Genomic DNA, 20,442 nt, shown 5'->3' with positions numbered 1-20,442 from the left:
TATACGGAGATGCGGCTTTCCGGCGCGCCGTACAGCAAAGCCGTTGTTGCAATGAATCGGCATTCACGACTCGACTCCGAGCGTCGGGCTTGCTCTGATCGCGGATCGAAGACGGGACCAACAACCCAACTCCGCGAAAAAACCGATGTGGAAACGGAGTCGGCCGCGGCATGCCGCCGAGCAAAACCATGAGTGAACTCCTCCTGGCCCACGAACCCGCCATACGGCTGGCATTCTTTCTCGCCATCCTGCTGGGGATGGCGATTTGGGAAATGGCGGCGCCTTGCAGGCGCCTCGAGATCCCGCGGCTGCTCCGCTGGTCAAACAACCTCGCGATCGTTGTGATCGACACGCTTCTGGTGCGAATGACGTTCCCGATTGCTGCGGTTGGCCTCGCCGTGCTGTGGGATCAACGCGGTTGGGGGCTGCTCAACCTGATTCCTCTCCCTGAATGGCTGGCCATCATCCTCGCGATCCTGGTCCTCGACTTCTCGATCTACCTTCAGCATGTCGTGTTCCATGCTGTTCCGGCCCTGTGGCGGCTGCACAGGATGCATCACGCCGACCTTGACTTCGATGTCACGACAGGATTGCGGTTCCATCCGATCGAGATCCTGCTCTCAATGGCCATCAAACTCGGCATTGTCGCTGTCCTTGGCCCGCCCGCCGTTGCGGTCCTGATCTTCGAGATCCTGCTGAATGCGACCTCGATGTTCAATCATTCGAATATCCGGCTGCCGCTGGGGGCCGACCGTCTGTTGCGCAAGATTGTTGTCACGCCCGACATGCACCGCATCCATCACTCGGTGATCCCGTCCGAGACCAACAGCAATTTCGGCTTCAGCCTTTCCTGGTGGGACCGGCTGCTGGGGACCTACAGGGCCGATCCGGCCGGGGGCCATGAGCGAATGGCGATCGGCATTGACCGGTTCCGGTCCCGCAGGGACCTGCGCATCGATCAGATGCTGCTCCAGCCCTTCCGCAAGGCCGGGAGCCTGGAACCATAAGCAAACGCGTCAATGACCACGCGCCTCGCCGATCTGCTCTGCTTTCATGACAGAAGTGCGTGCGGCCTAAAGCCTATCTATTTGCACGGCGAAAGTGTTGTTGGGCCCGCTTCAGCGAGTCTGGAGCCGGAGGTAGAGTGGCTCCTGTCAGGTCATGCGATCACCGTAGGCTCGAATGCTTGCCTCCGGCACATTGTCAACTGATGATCAAGACGATGTCTTTAACCCAATGCTTGCGAAATTGCCGACAAGCAAGCTGCAGCTGGCGCCGTCTTTGGCAGGCGCTCATGCGTAACAAGCCAAATATCTTTATATAATTTGGCATGAGCAATATGCAGTGCTACAAGATGTCCTTGCTCGATTTCGTCAAGAACAGCTGATTTCATAACGATTGATACACCGCGGCCGGCGCGTACTGCCATCTTGACAGCCTCTGTGCTTCCAAGATGCTCAGATACCCGCAGCTGATCTGCGATTGATCCAACCGCCTGCCGGAGTACGCGAGCCGTACCACTTCCGCGCTCCCCTCCGAGAAGCGGCTCGGCCAATAGCTCCTGAACATCAATAGCCTCGCGCGTTGCCCATTGATGGAAAGGCGATGTGATGACAACCAGTTCCTCCCGACGCCAAGCGACTGCCTCGAAGCCGGGTCGATTGTCCCACCATTCCAATGCCGCCAGATCCGCCTCGCCCCGCTCAAGCCGGTCAAGGGCTTCATGGTTGGGTCCGATCCACGTCTCGACGCCGATCCCTGTTGCGCTTTCGAAGGCCGAGATCGGTTCCTGCAACATGTAGATGCCTATATTGCTCGCCGAGGCAATCTTCAGACCGTCGCCGGAGACTGCGGCACAGGCGCGCATTGCGGTTGCCAGAAGTGCGCGACCAAGTGGCAGAAGTTTTTCGCCTTGCCGAGTGGGGAGGGTTCTTGCGGATCTGCGTGCGAGGAGCGGTGCTGCAACGGCCTCTTCCAGTTGGCGAACATGATCCAGGATCGTCGAGGGAGAGACCCCAAGTTCCCGGCCGGCCGACCGGTAGCTGCCAAGGTCGCAAACGGCAACAAAGGAGCGGACATGAATGAGATTCAGCATGTCTTGCCCAGTTGTTCGAGCGGTGTGACCAGCCCGTCGGGGATCTCTCCAGCCAGACCCTGGACGATGCTTCGTGCCGCGGCAGCCTCGATCATCCGGCGCGCTGATACCGTCGCTGATCCGATATGAGGGGTCAAGACGGTGCGTGCGCCCGGCTGGCTCAGGCGTTGGTCAATCCGCAAGGGCCGGTCGTCGCGCGCCCAATCTTCGAAAGCAAAGACATCGGCAGCGTAGCCGCCAAGACGTCCAGCTTCGAGCGCATCGGCAACTGCGCTTTCATCGACAAGCGATCCCCGCGCCGGGTTGATCAGGAATGCGCCCGGTTTCATTCGTGCCAGTTCGCTGGCGCCGATCATCCCGACTGTTGCGTCAGCCAGCGGAAGAGCGAGGAAAACGAAATCCGATACTTCGAGCAAATGCTCTGGCGTGGCAAATTCGACACTTGTTGCCACTGCTGCAACCGGGCTCAAGTCGCTGGCAAGGATGCGGCAACCAAACCCTTCGAGCTGCCGTGCGATGACCTGTCCTACCTTCCCGAAGCCGAGGATGCCAACGGTAGAGCCGTGCAGCCCTCTGCCGTAAAGGCGCGGGCGCCAGCCAGCAAAGTCTCCTCCGCGGACCAGCGCATCTCCTTCGAGAACGCGGCGCCCCAGAGCAATCGCAAGGCCAATCGCGAGTTCGGCAGTCGGCTCGGTCAGGAGATCGGGAACGATTGTCACCATCACGCCGCGCTGCCGCGCAGCCTCGACGTCAATGTTGTCATATCCCTTGAGTGCTGCACCGATGATTCGCAATTCCGGACAAGCCTCAAGGAATTCAGCATCAATCTGTTCCGTCATGAAAGCCATCAGACCACTGGCTTTCCTGACTTCTTCCAGAAGCCGGGCACGCGGCCAAGGTTCGATGCCATCATTGGCAACAACATGGGCACGGCCTTCGAACATCGCGCGGGTCTCGGGAAACGTCCGGTTTGTCAGAACAACCAGCGGCAAATCAGCCATCACAGTGGGTCCAGTTCCGAATGCCCATCACTTCAGTGACTTGCGGAGGAATGCGCCAATGGAGTCGACGACAAGGACGCAGGCAAGGATCGAAAGCAGGATCGCAGAGACCTGATCGTAGTTGAGAAGGCGCAAGGCCGCCATCAGCTCGAAGCCGATCCCGCCAGCCCCCACAATGCCCAGGACCGCCGAAGCCCGGAAATGATACTCCCAGCGATAGATCGTCACGTCGGTCAGCTGCGGCAGGACCTGCGGCAGCACAGCATGCGTGATCACCTGAAACGGGCTGGCACCTGCTGCTCGCGCCGCTTCAAGCGGCTTCGGGTCTACATGCTCGATAGCTTCCGCATAGAATTTCCCGACCATTCCAACCGAATGCAACGCCAGCGCCAGCACGCCAGGCAGGGCACCAAAGCCGACCGCTGCAACAAACAGGACACCGAGGATGATTTCCGGTACCGAGCGCAAGAACGCAAGAAGGGTCCGCGTGATGAAATAGACGGTAGCGTGCGGGCTCGTATTCGGTGCGGCGAGAAGCGCCAGCGGCAGCGAGAGTATGACGGCGAGCACCGTACCCGCGATTGACATGGCCAGCGTATCAAAAAGTGGTCTCAGCCAGGATTGCCAGCGGCCAAAATCCGGCGGCACCATTTCCGAGGCAAGCTGCCGGATGGCCGGCCCCGCCTCGGCGAAGCGCTGGGCGTCAAAAAAACCGGTAGTCGCCAGCGCGGCAATCGAGGCGACCATGATCGCCCCAACAATGACAGAGCTGCGCCGTGCCGCCTTGCGCTCGGAAACCAGAACTGTTTCGTAGAATGCGGCGCGGCTCATCGGATCAACCCAGCTTGGCAATATCGAGTTCAAGGATCTTCGCCATATCGCGCAGGACGTCGTAATCCTTGTCCGTTGCGGCAGCGAGACCATCGACGCGGAACAGCTTCAGGATGACCGGATCCTTCATGTCGAGGAAAGCGCTTCGGATTGCAGCCTTGAGTTCGGGCTTGAGGTAGCCCTGCAAGGTCATGGGGTAGTTCGGGATCGGATCCGAAAGGCCAAGCTGGATGACCTTGGTGGCGTCAACTTTCTTGCCATCGACGAGGGTTCGGAAAATCGGTTCGGACAAGGCGCCAGCAGGCACCTGCCCGGCGGCAACAGCACGGGCAACAGCATCATGCTTGCCGAGATGAACGACCTTGTAGTCCTTGTCTCCGATCAGACCCGCTTTGGCGAGAAACGCGCGCGGCGCAAGATGGCTCGAGGTCGAGGCCTGATCGCCGAAGGCAAATGGCTTGCCGCGCACGTCGGCGATGGTCTTGACCGGCCCATTGGCATTGGCGATCAGGATTGATTGATAATTCGGCTTGCCGCGTTCCACACCCACCGCGAACGGTTCGATTTCCGGCGCTTTCGATTTGGCGAGAACATAGGAGAAAGGACCAAAATACGCGACCTCGATCCGCCCGAAACGCATGGCCTCGATCATCGAGGAATAATCGGTGGTCACGATGATCTCGACACTCTTCGCAAGCACCTTCTCGAGATGCGCCTTCAGGGGTTGCGCGTTCTGGATGATGGTGGATGCATTCTCATCCGGCAGGAGCGCTACACGAAGCTTGTCCGGATTGGTCTTGTCGGCGCGAGCCGGATGAATACCAGCCAACATGGCTGCACTGGCGGAAGTGACAAGGAAGGTTCGGCGGTCCATGGAAAGCTCCTTTGATGGTCGAATTTACTCTGCGGCGACCGGAAGCGTCGCGGCCGGCTGGGCATAGATCGTGTCGATTGACTCAGTGACGAGTTCGCCCGGCGCCGCGGAAAAGACAACGCGCCCACCGGCGAGCCCGACAATCCGATCGGCGAAACGACGAGCAAGATCGAGTTGATGGAGGCTCACAACCGTCGTGATGCCGTCTTCCCGGCATATTCTGTGCAGATCGCCGAGCACCTGGACGGCGGTTGCGGGATCAAGACTGGCCACAGGTTCGTCCGCGAGCATCAGCGTCGGCTGCTGAGCCATGGCCCGAGCAATCCCGACGCGCTGTTGCTGCCCGCCGGAAAGCTGATCGGCGCGCGCAAGCGCACGATCGGCGAGGCCGACCCGATCCAGTATTTCCAGGGCGGCGAGGCGGTCCGAACGGCCGAACGGTAGCAGAGTCCGTAACCCGCCATATCGGGACAGGCGGCCCATGAGTACGTTCTCAAGCGCCGTGAGGCGGCCGATGAGGTGGTGCTGTTGAAACACCATTCCCGTCCGCCGGCGATGTTCACGCAACTTGGTGCAGCTCTCGAATATTGACCCGAACGCCTCGACATGGATGTCGCCCGACGTTGGCTTAACAAGGCCATTCAAACATCTCAGCAGCGTCGACTTACCCGCACCGGATTTCCCAAGCAGAACAACAAATTGACCGCGTTGAATCTGGATGTTCGCCGATTCAAGTGCCCCAACCCCGTTCGCATAGACAACAGAAACGTCGCGGGCCGATAGCATTCAGAGCCTCGTATCTGTTTGGAAATTCCGAACAAACTAATGTCTCGTTCGATATCCGATACGATCTGACTGCAACGTTCGTGTGACAGCCGTGGCAGGCAGTGGGCAGTGTCAGACCAAAAATCGGGTTGCCGCCGGAGCGGGGTACTGTCAGAGGAACATCGGCTCGCCGCTGAAGGGGAGGGCGGCCAGCCGGGGAGCATCAGCAAAGCCCGCATTTTTCGGCATTTTTGAAACAAGCCGTGAGATCATCCGCCTGGCGGTGATGATTCACGTTCGCTTTTCGCTGTCATTGTGAAAAATCGAGGGCTTGCTGAGAGCTGGCCAAGTCTAATCGAGGTTACGGAGGCTCTCGGGGTGGCTTCAGGCCCCGATCAAGAGCGGCACGGTTTTCCTGCCGCCCAAAACATCCGGTTTTGGCATCCGTCGCTCGCAGCGCGGGCGATCGCAAGAGAGGGCGAGAAGCTGTCCATGTACCTTGGCGCCTATCGCTCATTCCAGCGGTGCCTCGGGAGGCCAAAGGCGAATTGCCGCCAACACCCCGCCAGCCGCGATAATCGCCAGCAGAAGCGCGGCGACCGGCAATCCAAACCGGGCGCCCGCCCATCCAGCAAGCGGATAGGTGATGAGCCAGCAGGCATGGCTGAGCGCAAACTGCGCCGCGAACAAAGCCGGCCGATCCTCCGCCGCCGACGACCGGCGGAGCAGGCGTCCCGATGGCGTCTGCGCCATCGAATAGCCCGCACCAATCAGGAACCAGAGCGGCAACAGCCAAAGATAGTTGGGTAGCAGCGCCGCCAGCGCCGTGCCAAGGCCGACAAGGCTTGCCCCCATCAGCATCACGGGCCGGTCGGGCAGCCGGTCGAGAAGTCTCGGCAAGGCGAGAGCGATCGTCATCGACCCGGCGCCAAAGGCCGCAAGCGCCAGGGCGGTATCGGCTTGCGTCATCCCGAACTTCGCCTTCACGAAGACAACCGTGTTCACGATAACCAGTGCGCCGCCGGCGGCGACAGCCAGGCTGATCGCCAGAAGCCCTCGAAGCCTTGGGGTCGCGAGATAAAGCCGGATACCGCGCGTGGTCCGGTCATAGATTCCGCGCAAGATCGTGGGTTTGGGACTTAGCAGGGCCACGGACAGCACGAGCGCAGCGGATGCCAGAAAGCCGATCACCGTGCCACCAAAGAGCGTGTGAAAGCTGATCACCGTGAGCAGGAAGGCTGCCAGCATCGGGCTCAGCAGGCTTTCGAGATCATAGGCCAGGCGCGAAAGCGAAAGTGCGCGGGTGTATTCCGCTTCATCCGGCAGCACATCGGGAATTGTGGCCTGGAAGGTCGGAGTGAAGGCCGCTGAGGCGGATTGCAGCACGAAAATCAGGAGATAGACCTGCCAGATCTCGGTGACGAAAGGCAGGAACACCGCGACCCCGGCCCGCACGAGATCAAGCGCCACGAGCATTGCCCGCCGCGGCACGCGCTCCGCGAAGGCCACCGCGACCGGCGCCACGCCGACATAGGCGACCATCTTGATCGCCAAGGCAGTGCCCAGCACCGCGCCGGCATTCTCTCCCGCCAGCGAGAAAGCGAGCAGGCCCAAGGCGACCGTGGCAAGGCCCGTTCCAATCAATGCCACGACCTGCGCGAGGAACAGGTGCCGGTAGGTGCGGTTCGCTAGCACGCCAAGCATGGGGCTCACAGATATTTGGTGATGGCTTTGAACTCGTCGATGACATGGCGCTGGTCCCGCGAGAGCGCGCCGGCCACATCATCAAGGCAATGATCGAGGTGATCGCGGATCAAAGTCTTCTTCGCTTCCGCCACGGCCTTTTCGACCGCGTGCAGCTGCTGGGCGAGATCGAGGCAAGGGCGCCCGGCCTCGATCATCCCGATGATCGAGTGGAGATGCCCCTCGGCGCGCTTCAGCCGCATGATGATGTCGGGATGGGATTGGTGGGTGAACATGGAAGTGCGTCTCCAGCCGAAAGCGAAGACAGATACCTATCCCCCCCGATAGGTTACAGCAATCAAGGTTTGACCGCATTCATGGTTTCAACAGGAGCTGTCTGGCTTGCGCAACTGCCAGTTTTGCCCAGATAAGGACGCATGAAGACGGTTCGAGCGCTTCTGTTCGGGTTGGTCACGCTGGCCTTGCTGCTGGCGCCGCCCTTGCGCGCGCAGTTTAATCTCCATTACGTCCCGGCGGCGGATATCGCCGCGCTAGATGGCGACGCACAACACGATCACAGCCATGCCCACCACGATCATGGGCATTCCCATGATGATGACGAGCCGGGGCACCAGCCACAAGCCGCATAATCCCGGCGATCACAGCCATGAATCTGCCGTGGCCGCCGGGTTGGTCACCCCCATGATGGGGCCGGTTCCGCGGACAATTCTCATTGTTAAGACCATGGACGGGATCAACCAGACCCATTTCCGGCTGGAGCGACCGCCTCGGCAGGCCTGATGAACCGGCGCGGATTACCCCGCGCCCGCGTTTTCCCTTCATCAGGAGTTTTTCCATGCAAGAGACTGTCCCGAGGGCAGGCTTCCGGCTTGGCCGGAATGCCGTTCTCGCCCTGGCGCTCATCGCGCTGAGCCTTGTTGCCTTGCCCGGCCATGCCCTCGCGCATGCCGTCGCGGAGGGCGACAAGGGCTATATCCAGGAGATCACCGGCATCCACTTCATCCTGTTCATGTATCTCGGGGCGAAGCACATGATGACCGGTTATGATCACCTGCTTATTCTGGCCGGTGTGATCTTCTTCCTCTACCGGCTCAATCACATCGCGATCTATGTGACGCTGTTCGCCATCGGTCATTCGACCACGATGATCCTCGGCGTCTATTACAACATCGCGATCAGCGCCTACATCATTGACGCAATCATCGGCCTGTCGGTCGTCTACAAGGCGCTCGACAATATGGGCGCCTACCAGCGCTGGTTCGGGTTCCAGCCGAATACCAAGGCGGCGACCTTCATCTTCGGCCTGTTCCATGGCTTTGGCCTCGCAGCCAAGGTGCAGGAATATCAGATCGCGCAGGATGGCCTGCTCACGAACCTCATTGCCTTCAATCTTGGCGTCGAGCTCGGGCAATTGCTGGCGCTGGGCGCGATCCTGATAGCCATGAGCTACTGGCGTCGTTCGGAAGGCTTCTGGCGCCACGCCTACACCGCCAATGTCGCGATGATGTCTGCCGGCTTCATCCTGATGGGCATGCACATCGCCGGCTACATCAAGTCTCTCGCTTGAGGACCTGACCCATGTACAATTCAGACATTCCCAGCCGCGCCGAACTGCCGAGCACGGCCCAGCTCATCAAATCGACGATCATCGCGTTTGTCGTCGCGATCGTCCTGCTCTTCACGGTCGTGCTGCCGGCCGAACATGCGATCGATCCCACCGGCATCGGCAAAATGCTGAAGCTCACCGAGATGGGCGAGATCAAGAAGCAGCTTGCGGCAGAAGCTGAAGCGGATCGGATCAAGGATCAGGAACTGGAACGCCAGAAACAGCAGCCGGAGAAGAAGTCTGGCCTCGGCTCCATGCTTGCGAGCCTGTTCATCGGCTCGGCACAGGCGCAGGAGCTCAAGGTCGCGCAGGCGGCTTCACGCTCGGACGAGCTGACCATCTCGCTCAAGCCCGGCGAAGGCATCGAATACAAGATGCCGATGAAGTCGGGCGCCAAGGTGAATTATGCCTGGGAAGTGACCGGCGGCAAGGTCAACTATGACATGCATGGCACCCCGCGAAGCGGCAAGGAGCAGAGCTACAAGAAGGATCGCGGCGTTGCCGGCGATACCGGTGTGCTCGAAGCGAAGTTCGACGGCACGCATGGCTGGTTCTGGCGCAATCGCGACAAGGAAACAGTCACGATCAAGCTGAAGGTCAACGGCGACTACACTGACCTCAAGAAAGTTTGAGATGGAAGTCCTGGCGGGTGACCATAACGGTCGCCCGCCTCAGATGTTCACCTCAAACGAAGAGCGGCTGGCGTAAAGCCCGATCCCTTGCCGATGGGCGACCCGCGGAGAAGGGCTGCCTCCTGGCCTTGTTCAGGCTGCGAGCGATTTCAGGAAACGGTTCACCTCTTGACGCAGCCGGGCAACATCAGCCTTCAGCACGTCGGCTTGGGCCAGCATGCTCTCGGTCGCATGCTCGGTCCTGCTTGTGGCGACAGAGACCTCGGTCATGCTGGTCGCCACTTCGTTTGTGCTGGCCGCTGTCTGCTGGGCACTCGCGACAATATCCTCGGTCGCGGATCGCTGTTGCTCGACCGAGGCCGACACCCCGCTCGCATTGCCGCCAATCGCCTCGATCGTTGACGCCACCGATTGGAGAGCGTTGACCACTTCACCTGTTTTTTGCTGGATTGAACCGATCTGCGCGACGACCTGATCGGCGGCGCGCGTGGTCTGGCTGGCGAGCGCTTTCACCTCCGAGGCAACTACGGCAAAACCGCGCCCGGCTTCGCCTGCACGGGCGGCCTCAATTGTGGCGTTGAGAGCCAGTAGATTGGTCTGGCTTGCGATTGTGCCAATGACCTGCACGATCGCCCCGATTTTTTCAGAAGCGATGGACAAGTCGCGGACCACGCCGACAAGATGCTGCGAATCCTTCGTCGCCTGACCGGCAATCGCGGAGGATGCTTCGATATGGTGGCCAATGTCGCCAATTGATGCGCGCAATTGCTCGGCAGCGGAAGCCACCGTGGTCACAGAAGCCGAACTTTCTTCCGAGGCCCTTGCGACCGCTTCCGCCTGTATCTGGGTGGTAGAGGCGCTCGTGCGAACCTCATCGATGCGCTCACGCAGCGTAATCGCGGCGACTTCGACGGACCCAGCCAGGGACAGCACGGCCGACTCAAAATTCGCCGCCAGTTCCTGCCGATCGGTCATGTTCTCCCACGCCACCATGACGCCAACCTTCTCGCCCTGTTTCGAACGAATATTGGCCAGCGTGAGCAGGAAGGTCAGATGACCGAAGCTGGCGCGGTGCCGCAAGCCGTCCTCAGGCAAAGTCTCGAGGGTGGCATTTGTCAGCCCGACGCTTCCAAAAAGGACATCTGCCTTCATCCCTTCCAGTTGATCTGGCGCTGCGGGCAGGAGTTTTCCGACCGCGCCAAGAACCCCGATGAGTGCCGGATTGACGTAGTCAATCACCCATCCCTTGCCGCGATGAATGGTCAAAAGCCCCGTCGGCATGCCGGCTACAGTCTGGTGCAGCCGGACGGCATTCTCGACCTCGATGGCCAGCATTCCGAATGACCGGGCAATATCGCCAACTTCGTCACCGCGTCGCGCCAGTGAGGTGAGCGTGGCATCCCGCCCTGCTGTCAGGCGGTCCATGGCGCCAGCGGTTTTCACCAGCGGCCGAGCAAACCAACGACCTGTCAGGAAGCCGAGAAGAATGACAAAGGGCAGAGCGATAAGCCCATAGAGCACCATGGACTGCCGGAACTCTGCAATCCGGGCAGCAAAGGGAGCGCCATCGACGAAAACGGCCAGCACCAATCCCTCGCCGAGATCGCTCGGCAGATGATGCAGCCGCGACAGATACATCCGATCGCTGATCGGGACCGCAACCAGGTCAGCTTCTCCAGCCATCGCGCGGGCATAGTCTGACTCGGAAAGGACAGGTACCTGGCTTTCTTCAAAGGTCGAAGCTGTGGCTTTTCGCTTGAAATACAAGGCGATATCCGCACCCGTTCGCGCCTTGATCTCGGCAACGATTGCCCGGGTCGGGCGCGAGCCAACCCGCAATGTGCCGATCACGCCAGATCCGGTCTTGACCGGTGCGACAGCACCAATTGTCGCGTCGCCCGATGTCGGTGAAACAACCAGACCGGAAACCAGTTTCCCGTCTGTCGCGGCCTTTATGTCCTTGAGCTTGCTCTTGTCGTCGCCTTTCACGCCCGGGTTGTGGCCCCGTCCGAGAATGATCCCGGCCGCGTTGGTCACCTCGAATGTCGAGACCGCAGGATCTCTCTTTTTCAGCTCCTCGAATTCCATGATGATGGCATTGAGCCGCTCATTGTCCTCACCCTTCTGCATCAGAACCGCGAAGTCCCGCTTCCGGGAAATCAGATCCGCGTAGATCGAGGAACGGGTCTGAATCGCCTCTATCGCTCTGGTGGCTTCGCGGACAGCCGATGCTGCTTCCGCTGCATGCTCCGATCTCGCAGCATCATCGACCACCGACGTCGATATTGTTGTGGCAACTGCGAAGCCAGCCGCGAAAACGAATGCCGCTGCTGCTGCATACTGGATTTTCAGGCTCTGGATTCGAAACGCACACATATTCCCCACCCCAATGTCGCGCTACCTTGCGGCCAATTGTTCAACCAAGCCTAGAATGTTGCGTTTAATAACTGACTAAAAAATAGGCACATTGTATCCAAAATGCAGAATGCCACTTGGCGCATTTTCAGAGAAAAATCGGGGCACTGTCAGAGGAAAATCGGCTTGCCGCGGACGGGGAGGGCTGCCAGCCGGACCGGATGAGCAACGCCCGCATTTTCCGGTATTTCAAAACGAGCCCCGAGATCATTCGCCTCGCGGTGATGCTGTATGTGCGCTACCCGCTTTCGCTCCGGAACGTCGAGGACCTGCTGCACGAGCGCGGCATCGACATCACGCATAAGACGGTGCGGTTCTGGAGGAACCGGTTCGGGACGATTTTTGCGTCCGAGATCCGGCGGAGTCGGGTCCAGGCGATGCGGTCTTTCCGGCATCGGCGATGGCATCTCGACGAGGTTTTCGTGAAGATCAAGGGGGTGAAACACTATCTTTGGCGCGCCGTCGATCACGAGGGCGAAGTGCCCGAAAGCTTCGCCATAAAGCGCCGCGACAAGAAGGCAGCATTGAACCGCAGGTCCAGGCCGCGAAGTTTGCAGAAATTCGCCGCGGTGCACGGCTCCGTCCACAACCACTTCAACCAGGAGCGGCACCTCTCATCCAGGCCAGCGTTCAAGGATCGCCGCGCCGCCGCTCTTGCTGAGTGGCGCCAGCTTTGCGCGGCCTGATCCATGTCGGGGTGGGGGACATTCCGAGACGTTTTAGGCTCGTCTGACAGCACCAGTCCGAGAGCACCGTCTGATGGCACTGGCGGATTGCAAAAAGCATGACTCAGCGTCGCGAATTGCAATCGCTATCTTTGCGATTTGCAAATCGGGACGCGTTTGGCGGCGTTTTCTCGCGCGCATCATGGCATCCGGCCTTGCCCGGTTCTTGCAAAGGGATCGGGGCATTGTGACGCAGGAGGTACAAGATGCGCATTCTGAAGGCCCTTATCGTGTTGGGAATGATGGTGACGGGCCTTGGGATGGCTCAGGCTCAGGGCCTAACCGCGCCCAAGGGCGAGGTGATCCTGTCGGTGGCCGGCAAGGTGAAGACGACCAACCAGGCCGGACGTGCCGATTTCGACCGCGACATGCTCGTCGCGCTCGGCGTCCGGCAGATAAAGACCCGCCATTCCTGGGCGGATGGCGTTACGACGTTCGAGGGCGTTCCCCTTGCCGCTGTTCTTGATGCCGTGGGTGCGCAGGGCACAAAAATCCGCGCGGTCGCCATCAACAACTACGCCGTCGAGCTTGATGTGGCAGAAATCCGGAAGTACCCGGTCATTCTCGCCATGAAGGCGGATGGCCAGGAGTTGCGTCGCCGGGACCGAGGCCCGCTCTGGGTGGTCTACCCGCGCGACAGCTTCCCGGAACTGGCCGATGAGAAGCACAATTTCAAGTGGATCTGGCAGCTTCGGAACCTCGAGATCCAGTAAGGCTTCCTTTTCGCCTTCCGGTTAGACTTTCGGCATGGTCCTCGATCCACCCCGTTCGAACCGTAGGGTTCGCGTGCTGGTCGCCGCGCTTGTGGCGGCCATCATCGTCATGACGGGTCTGGCCGTCTCGCGCTACCACAGCATCGAGCGGCGGCTGGACTATGCCATTTCCGAAAACGTTCTCTGGGCGGCAGCCCAGACCGAGATCGAGCTGCACCATTTTCTGAGTGCCCTGACGGAAATGGCAGACCGGCCCGATCCGGCTGCAAAGGCGAAGCTCGAAGAGCGGTTCGACCTGCTCTGGAGCCGCGTTGATCTCTATCAGGCCGGCGTATTGGCCAGAACGCTCGACAAGCGCCCGAACTTGCGTGAAACGGTGGCCCGGCTCAAGGCTGATCTGGTCACGACAGATCCCGAATTGCAGAAACCGTTGGATCCGGAGTCAATCCGCGCCATTCGGGGAAGGATGCAGCAGCATGTCGCGCCCATCCGCGACATCACGACCGCTGCTTTGGAGTCAGACAGGCTCGAGCGGCAGGAAATCGTCGCGTCGCAGGCTTCCATCAAGGGGGAACTGGGCCTGCTGGTCGCGGGCTTCCTGATGACGATTGGCGGCGTCGTCATCTACCTCATGCGCGCCGAGCGTCGGGCCAACCAGCTGCTGCGGCAGGCCGTGGCCGCCCGCAAGGAAGCCGATGCCGCTTGGTGGCAGCTGGACGAGGCCATCGAGAGCATCAACGAGGGGTTCGTCATCTACGATTCCGAGGACCGGCTCGTTCGCTGCAACCGGAAATATCGGGAGCTTTATGCCCTGTCCGCCGAGAAGCTTCGCCCGGGCGTGCCCTTCGAGGAGATCTTGCGCTTTGGTGTACAGAAGGGACAGATTCCGTTGGCGGAAGCCGATCCGGAAAGCTGGATCGCCGAACGTCTGGACCGGCATCGCAATCCCTCTGCGCCATTTGAGCAGGCCCTCGGCGACGGGCGCTGGCTGATGGTTTCTGACCGCATCACCGGCAACGGCGCGCGGGTCGGCATTCGGACCGACATCACCGATCTCAAGAAGCACCTTGCCGATCTCGAGACGGCGCGTGAAAGCATGCGCCGGCAAGCGGAGCGGATGGCCGATCTGGCCGAGGAAAGCAGAAGGGCGCGCGAAGTGCTGCGCGATGCGATCGAGAGCATCGGCGAGGGCTTTGTCCTTTACGATGCCGATGACCGGCTGGTCATGTGCAATTCCCGCTACCGCTCCTTCTTCAGCGAGGTCGCGCCTGCCATCCGCAAGGGGCTCCTCTTCGACGATTTCCTGCGCAAGGCCTTCCAGACCGGCGCATTGCCGGCCGAAGGCGATGTCGAGGAGGCGATCCACCTCCGCAAGAAGCGGCGGCGCCAGCGCAAAGAGGCCACCTTTGTCGAGAAGCTGGGCGATGGCCGCTGGCTGCAGGTTTCCAACCGCTTGACCGCTTCGCTGGGTGTCGTGACCGTCTTCAACGATATTACAGAGCTGAAATCGCGCGAGCTTGCACTGATGGCGGCCCGGGCCGATTTCGAGGCGCAGGCCGAGCGCATGCGCTCGCTCATGGAGGTTGCCGAGGCCGCCAACCGCGCGAAATCGGACTTCCTGGCCATGATCAGCCACGAGATCCGGACGCCGATGAATGCCATTCTCGGCCTGTCGAGCCTGCTCGAGGAAACCCGGCTCGATCCGGAGCAATCCCGTTTCGTCGATGGCATCGGCGAATCCGGTGCCCATCTGCTCGAGCTGATCAATAATATCCTCGATTTCTCGCGGCTCGAGGCGGGCAAGGTCGAGATGGCTCCGGTGCCGTGCGAGATCCGCAGCGCAATCCGTGCTGTCGAACAGATGCTCGGCGTGCTGGCCCGCAACAAGGGGCTGGATCTCTCTGCCACATTGGCAGAGGACGTGCCACAACATGTCCTGCTGGATCCGGGACATCTCCGTCAGGTCCTGATCAACCTGATGGGCAATGCCATCAAGTTCACGCCGTCCGGGTCCGTCCGCCTGCAGGTCGAGGCCCGGCCATCCGGGCAGGCAGGCTCTGCCATGCTGCATTTTCGCGTCTCCGATACAGGGATCGGCATCCCCGAGTCGCTGCAACCGACCATCTTCGAGCCCTTCGAACGGGCCCGCCTGCCCGAAAGCCAGAAGGCGGCCGGCACCGGCCTCGGCCTTGCCATCACCCAGCGGCTCGTCGCGGAAATGGGGGGCGAGATCCGCCTGCTGCCGCAAGAGCAGGGTGGAACGACATTTGCGTTCGATCTCACGGTCCCGGTTGTCGAGGCGCCGGCCCGCAGCGAGGTTCGGCGAACTGACCGGGGCGCTTCTGCCACGTCCCAGCGCCGGATGCGGATCCTCGTCGCAGAGGATACGCCGGCGAGCCGACTTGTCATCCGGACCATGCTGGAAAAACGCGGCCATGAGGTCGTCGCCACCGAGGATGGCTGCATGGCGCTGGTCGAGGCTGGAAAGGGCGGGTTTGACCTCGCCCTGTTCGATATCCAGATGCCGGGGATGACTGGCTACGAAGCGGTTGCCCGGCTGCGCGAGCTACCCAAGCCGGCAGGCCGCATCCCCGCTGTCGCGCTCTCTGCCCAGGCCTTCCAGACCGACCGGCAAAAAGCCTTCGAGGCAGGGTTCGACGATCACCTGGCCAAGCCGATCCGGCCGGCCGAACTGAACGACCTGCTGGAGCGCGTTGCGCAGGGCCTTGTCGGCCGCCAGGCGGGCGAGGCTGAGCCCGAGGAGGAGGCCACTTTGGTCGCTCCGTCGCCGGCACATCTGCCGATCGATTGGCATGACGACGAACATGATCCGCTCGGCGAGCTGGAATCACTCTGCACGCCCGATGTCTTTCGCCCGTTGCTGGAAACGGCGATCGAGAATATCCGCGAGGAAGCAGAGCGGATCGCGGCAGCCCGGGCTTCCGGAGATGACGTCCTGCTGCGCCGCGCCGCGCACAAGCTGGTCGGCATTCTCGGTCAGTATCACAGTTACCGCGCCGGCCAGGTCGCCAGCGCCGTCGAGATTGCCGAGGCCGCCGAGCTGGAAGCAAAACTCGCTGCACTCGAAGCTGTCAACCGCGCGGTCCTCGTCGGTCTCGAGGAACGCCTGAACCGCCTCGCCGCCTGAGGGCTTGCCTTAAGCAGGCCTCGTCTGACAGTGCTGGATTGCGGTGACCCAGACAACGGAATCACAAGCTTTTTGTCCTAGACAGGGCTGTGATTGCGAGGAGAGGGCGGGTCTTGTCGAAAAATGCGAAGGTCCTGATCGTCGAGGATTCAACCTCTCTCGGCGAGGCCTACAAGGCCATGCTGCTGGGCGATGACCATCAGGTTGAACTCGTCACCCGGGCGGACGAGGCACTGGCCCGGCTCGAGGGATTCCTGCCCACCGTCCTGCTCGTCGATGTAAATCTGCCGGACCGCAACGGCCTCGAGATCCTCCAGCATGTCCGGCAGAGGCAGATGCCGGTCGAAGTGGTGATGATGACGGCGCAGGGCTCCGTCCAGCTCGCCGTCGAGGCGATGCGGCAGGGCGCTTTCGATTTCGTCATGAAGCCCTTCTCGCCCGATCGCCTCCGCGTGACGGTGCGGAACGCGCATGAGCGGCGCAGCCTCGCCAATACCATTGCCGCCATTTCGGAATCCTTCGATCGCGAGCGCTTCGCCAGCTTTATCGGCCGCTCGCTGCCGATGCAGGCGACCTACCGCATCATCCAGAGCGCCGCCTCGTCCAACGCAACGGTCTTCGTGACCGGGGAAAGCGGCACCGGGAAGGAACTCTGCGCCGATGCACTCCACCGGCTGAGCCGGCGCGCCAAAGCCCCGTTCGTCGCGATCAACTGTGCCGCCATCCCGCGCGACATGCTGGAAAGCGAGATTTTCGGCCATGCCAAGGGCGCCTTTACCGGCGCCATCGCGGATCGCAAGGGCGCGGTCCTGCAGGCCAATGGCGGCACCCTTTTCCTGGACGAGATCTGCGAGATGGACCTTTCGCTCCAGGCCAAGATGCTGCGCTTCCTGCAGACCATGACGGTCCAGCGGGTGGGCGAGGATCAGGTCCGGCCGGTGGATATACGGATCGTCTGCGCCACGAACCGTGATCCGCAGGCCGAAGTCGCCGCCGGACGCTTCCGCGAGGACCTGTTCTACCGGCTGCATGTCGTGCCGGTCGAATTGCCGCCTCTGCGTGAGCGCGAGGATGACGTCCTGCTCATCGCGCGCGATTTCCTCGCCCGCTTCGCCAGGGAAGATGGCAAGGTCTTCACCGGCTTCAGCCCGGAAGTTGAACTGGCCTTCCGGAACTATTCGTGGCCCGGCAATGTCCGGCAGCTCCAGAATGTGATCCGGAACATCGTGGTGCTCAGCCAGGGTCCGGGCGTGGAGCTGTCGGATCTTCCGCGCGAGGTGCTGCCTTCCTGGTCCGCGCCGCGCCCGATGACGGTGTTGACATCGGGCCCGGTTGCCACGCCGGTCATGCCCGCCATGGTCGCCACAGCACCGGTTGCGGATGCTGCCGACGGTCCGATCGAGCCGCTCGAAACCACGATCCGCCGCACCATCGAGGCGGCCATCGCACGTTGCGGCGGCTCGGTGCCCCGAGCGGCAGCTGCGCTGGACGTCGCGCCATCGACACTTTATCGCCGGCTGCAGGCTTGGGAAAACGGCGAGGCCTGACCGCTACCAGATCGCGGCTGTCTTTGGCGGAACGCGCCCAAGGACCGGCAGGCCCGATTCCCGCGTGAAGTCCTCTTCCGAGCGCAGGCGCTGGTCCGCGAATTCGGTAATCGCTGCGAGCCCGAGCCCGAGCACGATTCCGCCGACAATCCCTGCCAGAAGGAAAATGAGCAGCCCCGGGCCGACCGGGATTGTCGGTGCCGAGGGCGGATCGATGATCTTGATGCGTTCCGGGGCCTCGTAGCGCCCCAGCGCCCCGGTGACACGGGCCATCTCGCTGCGCTTGAGCAACGAGTCATACATGTCCCGGGCGGCCGCGATCTCGCGCTCGAGATGTTGCTGCTCCTGCTCGATCGGAGCGAAGGTGCCGATTGTTTTCTGCAGGTCCGCGATCATCCGGCGCAACTCCTGCACGTCATTCTCGATCGTCACCCGCCGCGCCTGGGCGTCCTGCAGACGTTGCAACTGCGACATCAGCAAGGTGGTTGGTGGCTTGCCTTCGTCACCGCTCGCCATGTTGGCTGCGATATGCCAGAGCCGGTCGAGATCCATCGATTTCAGGGCCGAACTGGCGTCGAGAAGGGCGACACGCTCGGCCTGCATCCGCCTGAGCCGACGTTCTGCCCCCTGAACCTCGCTGTGCTCGTCGGTGTAGCGGGAACGAAGCGACGTCAGTTCGCTGGTCAGGCGAACGATCTCGTCCTCGAGTTTGCCGATCACGGGATTGGCCCCGGCGATCCGGCCCCTGATATCCTCGAACCCGGCCTGCGCCGTGGCCAGCTCCATCTCGCGCTCCTGCAGCTTCTGCTGCAACTGGCCGAGCCGGGTGACGTTGGCGGCATAAAGAGCGGGCAGCTTGTCGGCATTGCGGACCTTGAAGGACGCGAAATTCTGTTCGGCCTTGGCAAGCGCTTCGCGCCGCTGGCCCAGCTGGATCTCGAGGAAGTTCTGGCTCGCGACAATCGCACCCTGTTCCGGCGAGACCAGCCGCTCGATGAAGCGGTTGGTGACAGCCGTCAGGCTTTGCAGCAGCCCGGAAGGCCGGCGACCGCTGATCTTGATCTCGATCAGGTCCGATCCGGTCAGCTTGACGGAGATGGCCGCCGAAAGCGTTGCGATCATGTGCTGACGCTCGGCGGGCGCGGTCGACTCTGTGATCTGCCCGGTATCGGTCAGCACCTTGTCGAGGACATGCTGGGAATGAAGCAGCGCCGACAGCGCGGGCATGCGGTCTTTCACATTGGTCCCGACGGCGAGGTCATTGAGGAAAGGATTGAGCTTGGCCGGCTCCTGCACGAGCAGGGTCGTGCGGGCTTCGTAGCGCTTGGGAGCAATCATGCCGCCCGCCAGCGCGAGGAATGGCATGACCACGATCGGCACGCAGATGAGATAGCGCCGGCGCCAGCCAGCAGCCAGCAGCAGCGCGAGGACCTCGAAAGGAGTACGGATCACGATCCCTCTCCCGCGATCGTCACCTTGATCACATTGCCATCAAGCGCCGGGTCGAAACGCCGGTCCACGGCGAGGGGCGGAGGAACATGCCGGGCAACGACCTCCAGCCGCCGGCTCGCCAGCTGCAGCCTTTCCCAGGCAGGAGCAGTGCCGGACAGGCCGGCCGTGAGCACGAGTTTCCTGCCGCTTTCCAACCCCGTCCGGCGCGAGAGTTCGGCGAGCGCGCGGTTGCCGTCGCCATCGAGATCATCACGGCCGGTTGCGAAAATGATCGTCGCCGCTGCGCCCGCTTTGGCCGGCAGCGGATCCGAGAGGCGTGCCTGGATCTTCGCGGGCTGGGGTTCGGCAAGGGCAGGCCGGTTCGCCGCCGGGCTTGGCGAAATCTGACGCGCCCGGGCCAGCATGGCCGAGACGGCATCTTTGCGGGCAGGACCGGCGGCTCCGCCCGGCAGGGGCGCAGCAGGGGGTCTGGCCGCCGCGGGTGGAGCCGCCGCCTGTGCACCGGCGACCGGCAGGGGAGCCGTCGGCTGGGGCAGGGGTGATCCGGCAGGGCTGGGTGTGCGCTTGGCGAGCATGGCGGCGGCCTTGGCCTGAAGCGCACGCTCCAGCGCCACGTCCGGCGGTGCAGCGGCCTGGGTCCGGGCGGTCAGCTGCCCGATCGGCTCTGCAAGCGCCGGAAACTCGCCGGCCGGGCGGAGTACGGCAGAACAGCCCGCCATCAGAGGGAGCAGGGCAAGGCCGAGGGTGAGGCGATGGATCTTCATGGGGTACTCCTGACGAAGTCTTGTCATGGAACCACCAAGTTTCATGCCAGAGCCCGGCTTTGTTCTTTCGGGTCGTAAAGCATTGAAATCGCTACGTGACGGGGAAGAATGGCAGCGTTCAATTCGCGAAATGCAAGCCCGGATCGCGAGGCCGGTACAGGCCGGCCTCG

Annotated in this window: 18 protein-coding genes; 8 read left to right on the top strand and 10 right to left on the bottom strand. The window is 61.8% G+C overall.

Annotated elements, in window-relative coordinates:
• Positions 1–188 precede the first annotated feature (188 nt).
• Positions 189–1,007 (top strand): sterol desaturase family protein, encoded by an 819-nt coding sequence (locus P0652_RS15985; protein ID WP_284179860.1) that lies wholly within the window; start codon positions 189–191, stop codon positions 1,005–1,007.
• Between the two features lie 221 nt (positions 1,008–1,228).
• Here P0652_RS15985 and P0652_RS15980 read toward each other — a convergent pair whose 3' ends face one another.
• From P0652_RS15980 to P0652_RS15950, 7 genes are all read right to left on the bottom strand, one after another.
• Complete coding sequence (locus tag P0652_RS15980; RefSeq protein ID WP_284179859.1) at positions 1,229–2,095, bottom strand: LysR family transcriptional regulator; 867 nt, start codon at positions 2,093–2,095, stop codon at positions 1,229–1,231.
• Complete coding sequence (locus tag P0652_RS15975; protein ID WP_284179858.1) at positions 2,089–3,096, bottom strand: NAD(P)-dependent oxidoreductase; 1,008 nt, start codon at positions 3,094–3,096, stop codon at positions 2,089–2,091. The genes P0652_RS15980 and P0652_RS15975 overlap by 7 nt, the downstream gene beginning before the upstream one ends.
• A gap of 27 nt (positions 3,097–3,123) precedes the next feature.
• Entirely contained in the window at positions 3,124–3,927 is an 804-nt protein-coding gene (phnE, locus tag P0652_RS15970) for a phosphonate ABC transporter, permease protein PhnE (protein ID WP_284179857.1), read from the bottom strand.
• A 4-nt stretch (positions 3,928–3,931) separates the two neighbouring features.
• A complete protein-coding gene (phnD, locus tag P0652_RS15965; protein ID WP_284179856.1) occupies positions 3,932–4,801 on the bottom strand; it encodes a phosphate/phosphite/phosphonate ABC transporter substrate-binding protein in 870 nt (289 codons plus the stop codon).
• A gap of 24 nt (positions 4,802–4,825) precedes the next feature.
• Entirely contained in the window at positions 4,826–5,587 is a 762-nt protein-coding gene (gene phnC, locus P0652_RS15960) for a phosphonate ABC transporter ATP-binding protein (protein WP_284179855.1), read from the bottom strand.
• 492 nt (positions 5,588–6,079) lie between these two features.
• The gene (locus tag P0652_RS15955) at positions 6,080–7,270 is read right to left on the bottom strand and encodes an MFS transporter (protein ID WP_284179854.1); all 1,191 of its coding nucleotides are present in this window, start codon (positions 7,268–7,270) and stop codon (positions 6,080–6,082) included.
• 5 nt (positions 7,271–7,275) lie between these two features.
• The gene (locus P0652_RS15950) at positions 7,276–7,545 is read right to left on the bottom strand and encodes a metal-sensing transcriptional repressor (RefSeq protein WP_284179853.1); all 270 of its coding nucleotides are present in this window, start codon (positions 7,543–7,545) and stop codon (positions 7,276–7,278) included.
• Positions 7,546–7,804: 259 nt separating this feature from the next.
• Here P0652_RS15950 and P0652_RS15945 point away from each other — a divergent pair, with 259 nt between their 5' ends.
• Genes P0652_RS15945 through P0652_RS15935 form a run of 3 tightly spaced genes read left to right on the top strand, consistent with a single transcriptional unit; the run spans position 7,805 to position 9,508 of the window.
• Positions 7,805–8,050 (top strand): hypothetical protein, encoded by a 246-nt coding sequence (locus P0652_RS15945; protein ID WP_284179852.1) that lies wholly within the window; start codon positions 7,805–7,807, stop codon positions 8,048–8,050.
• 55 nt (positions 8,051–8,105) lie between these two features.
• Complete coding sequence (locus P0652_RS15940; RefSeq protein WP_284179851.1) at positions 8,106–8,837, top strand: HupE/UreJ family protein; 732 nt, start codon at positions 8,106–8,108, stop codon at positions 8,835–8,837.
• Positions 8,838–8,848: 11 nt separating this feature from the next.
• Complete coding sequence (locus P0652_RS15935) at positions 8,849–9,508, top strand: transmembrane anchor protein (protein ID WP_284179850.1); 660 nt, start codon at positions 8,849–8,851, stop codon at positions 9,506–9,508.
• Between the two features lie 132 nt (positions 9,509–9,640).
• On the opposite strand, the gene P0652_RS15930 is transcribed toward P0652_RS15935, so the two are convergent.
• A complete protein-coding gene (locus tag P0652_RS15930; protein WP_284179849.1) occupies positions 9,641–11,884 on the bottom strand; it encodes a methyl-accepting chemotaxis protein in 2,244 nt (747 codons plus the stop codon).
• A 200-nt stretch (positions 11,885–12,084) separates the two neighbouring features.
• Here P0652_RS15930 and P0652_RS15925 point away from each other — a divergent pair, with 200 nt between their 5' ends.
• The 4 genes from P0652_RS15925 to P0652_RS15910 all read left to right on the top strand — a co-directional run bounded on the left by P0652_RS15925 (position 12,085) and on the right by P0652_RS15910 (position 18,056).
• Positions 12,085–12,609: an IS6 family transposase gene (locus P0652_RS15925; protein WP_502947540.1), complete on the top strand. Its 525-nt coding sequence runs from the start codon at positions 12,085–12,087 to the stop codon at positions 12,607–12,609.
• 245 nt (positions 12,610–12,854) lie between these two features.
• The gene (locus P0652_RS15920) at positions 12,855–13,361 is read left to right on the top strand and encodes a putative pterin-binding protein (RefSeq protein ID WP_284179847.1); all 507 of its coding nucleotides are present in this window, start codon (positions 12,855–12,857) and stop codon (positions 13,359–13,361) included.
• 34 nt (positions 13,362–13,395) lie between these two features.
• Positions 13,396–16,509, top strand: coding sequence for a PAS-domain containing protein (locus P0652_RS15915; RefSeq protein ID WP_284179846.1), 3,114 nt, complete (start codon positions 13,396–13,398; stop codon positions 16,507–16,509).
• A 113-nt stretch (positions 16,510–16,622) separates the two neighbouring features.
• A complete protein-coding gene (locus P0652_RS15910; protein ID WP_284179845.1) occupies positions 16,623–18,056 on the top strand; it encodes a sigma-54-dependent transcriptional regulator in 1,434 nt (477 codons plus the stop codon).
• A 3-nt stretch (positions 18,057–18,059) separates the two neighbouring features.
• On the opposite strand, the gene P0652_RS15905 is transcribed toward P0652_RS15910, so the two are convergent.
• Both P0652_RS15905 and P0652_RS15900 read right to left on the bottom strand, forming a co-directional pair.
• Positions 18,060–19,508, bottom strand: coding sequence for a GumC family protein (locus P0652_RS15905; RefSeq protein ID WP_284179844.1), 1,449 nt, complete (start codon positions 19,506–19,508; stop codon positions 18,060–18,062).
• The gene (locus P0652_RS15900) at positions 19,505–20,272 is read right to left on the bottom strand and encodes a hypothetical protein (RefSeq protein WP_284179843.1); all 768 of its coding nucleotides are present in this window, start codon (positions 20,270–20,272) and stop codon (positions 19,505–19,507) included. The genes P0652_RS15905 and P0652_RS15900 overlap by 4 nt, the downstream gene beginning before the upstream one ends.
• Positions 20,273–20,442 lie beyond the last annotated feature (170 nt).

Origin of the sequence: Rhabdaerophilum sp. SD176 (assembly GCF_030143245.1) — a bacterium.
Lineage (GTDB): Bacteria > Pseudomonadota > Alphaproteobacteria > Rhizobiales > Beijerinckiaceae > Rhabdaerophilum.
This window is presented reverse-complemented; position numbering and strand designations above follow the sequence as displayed.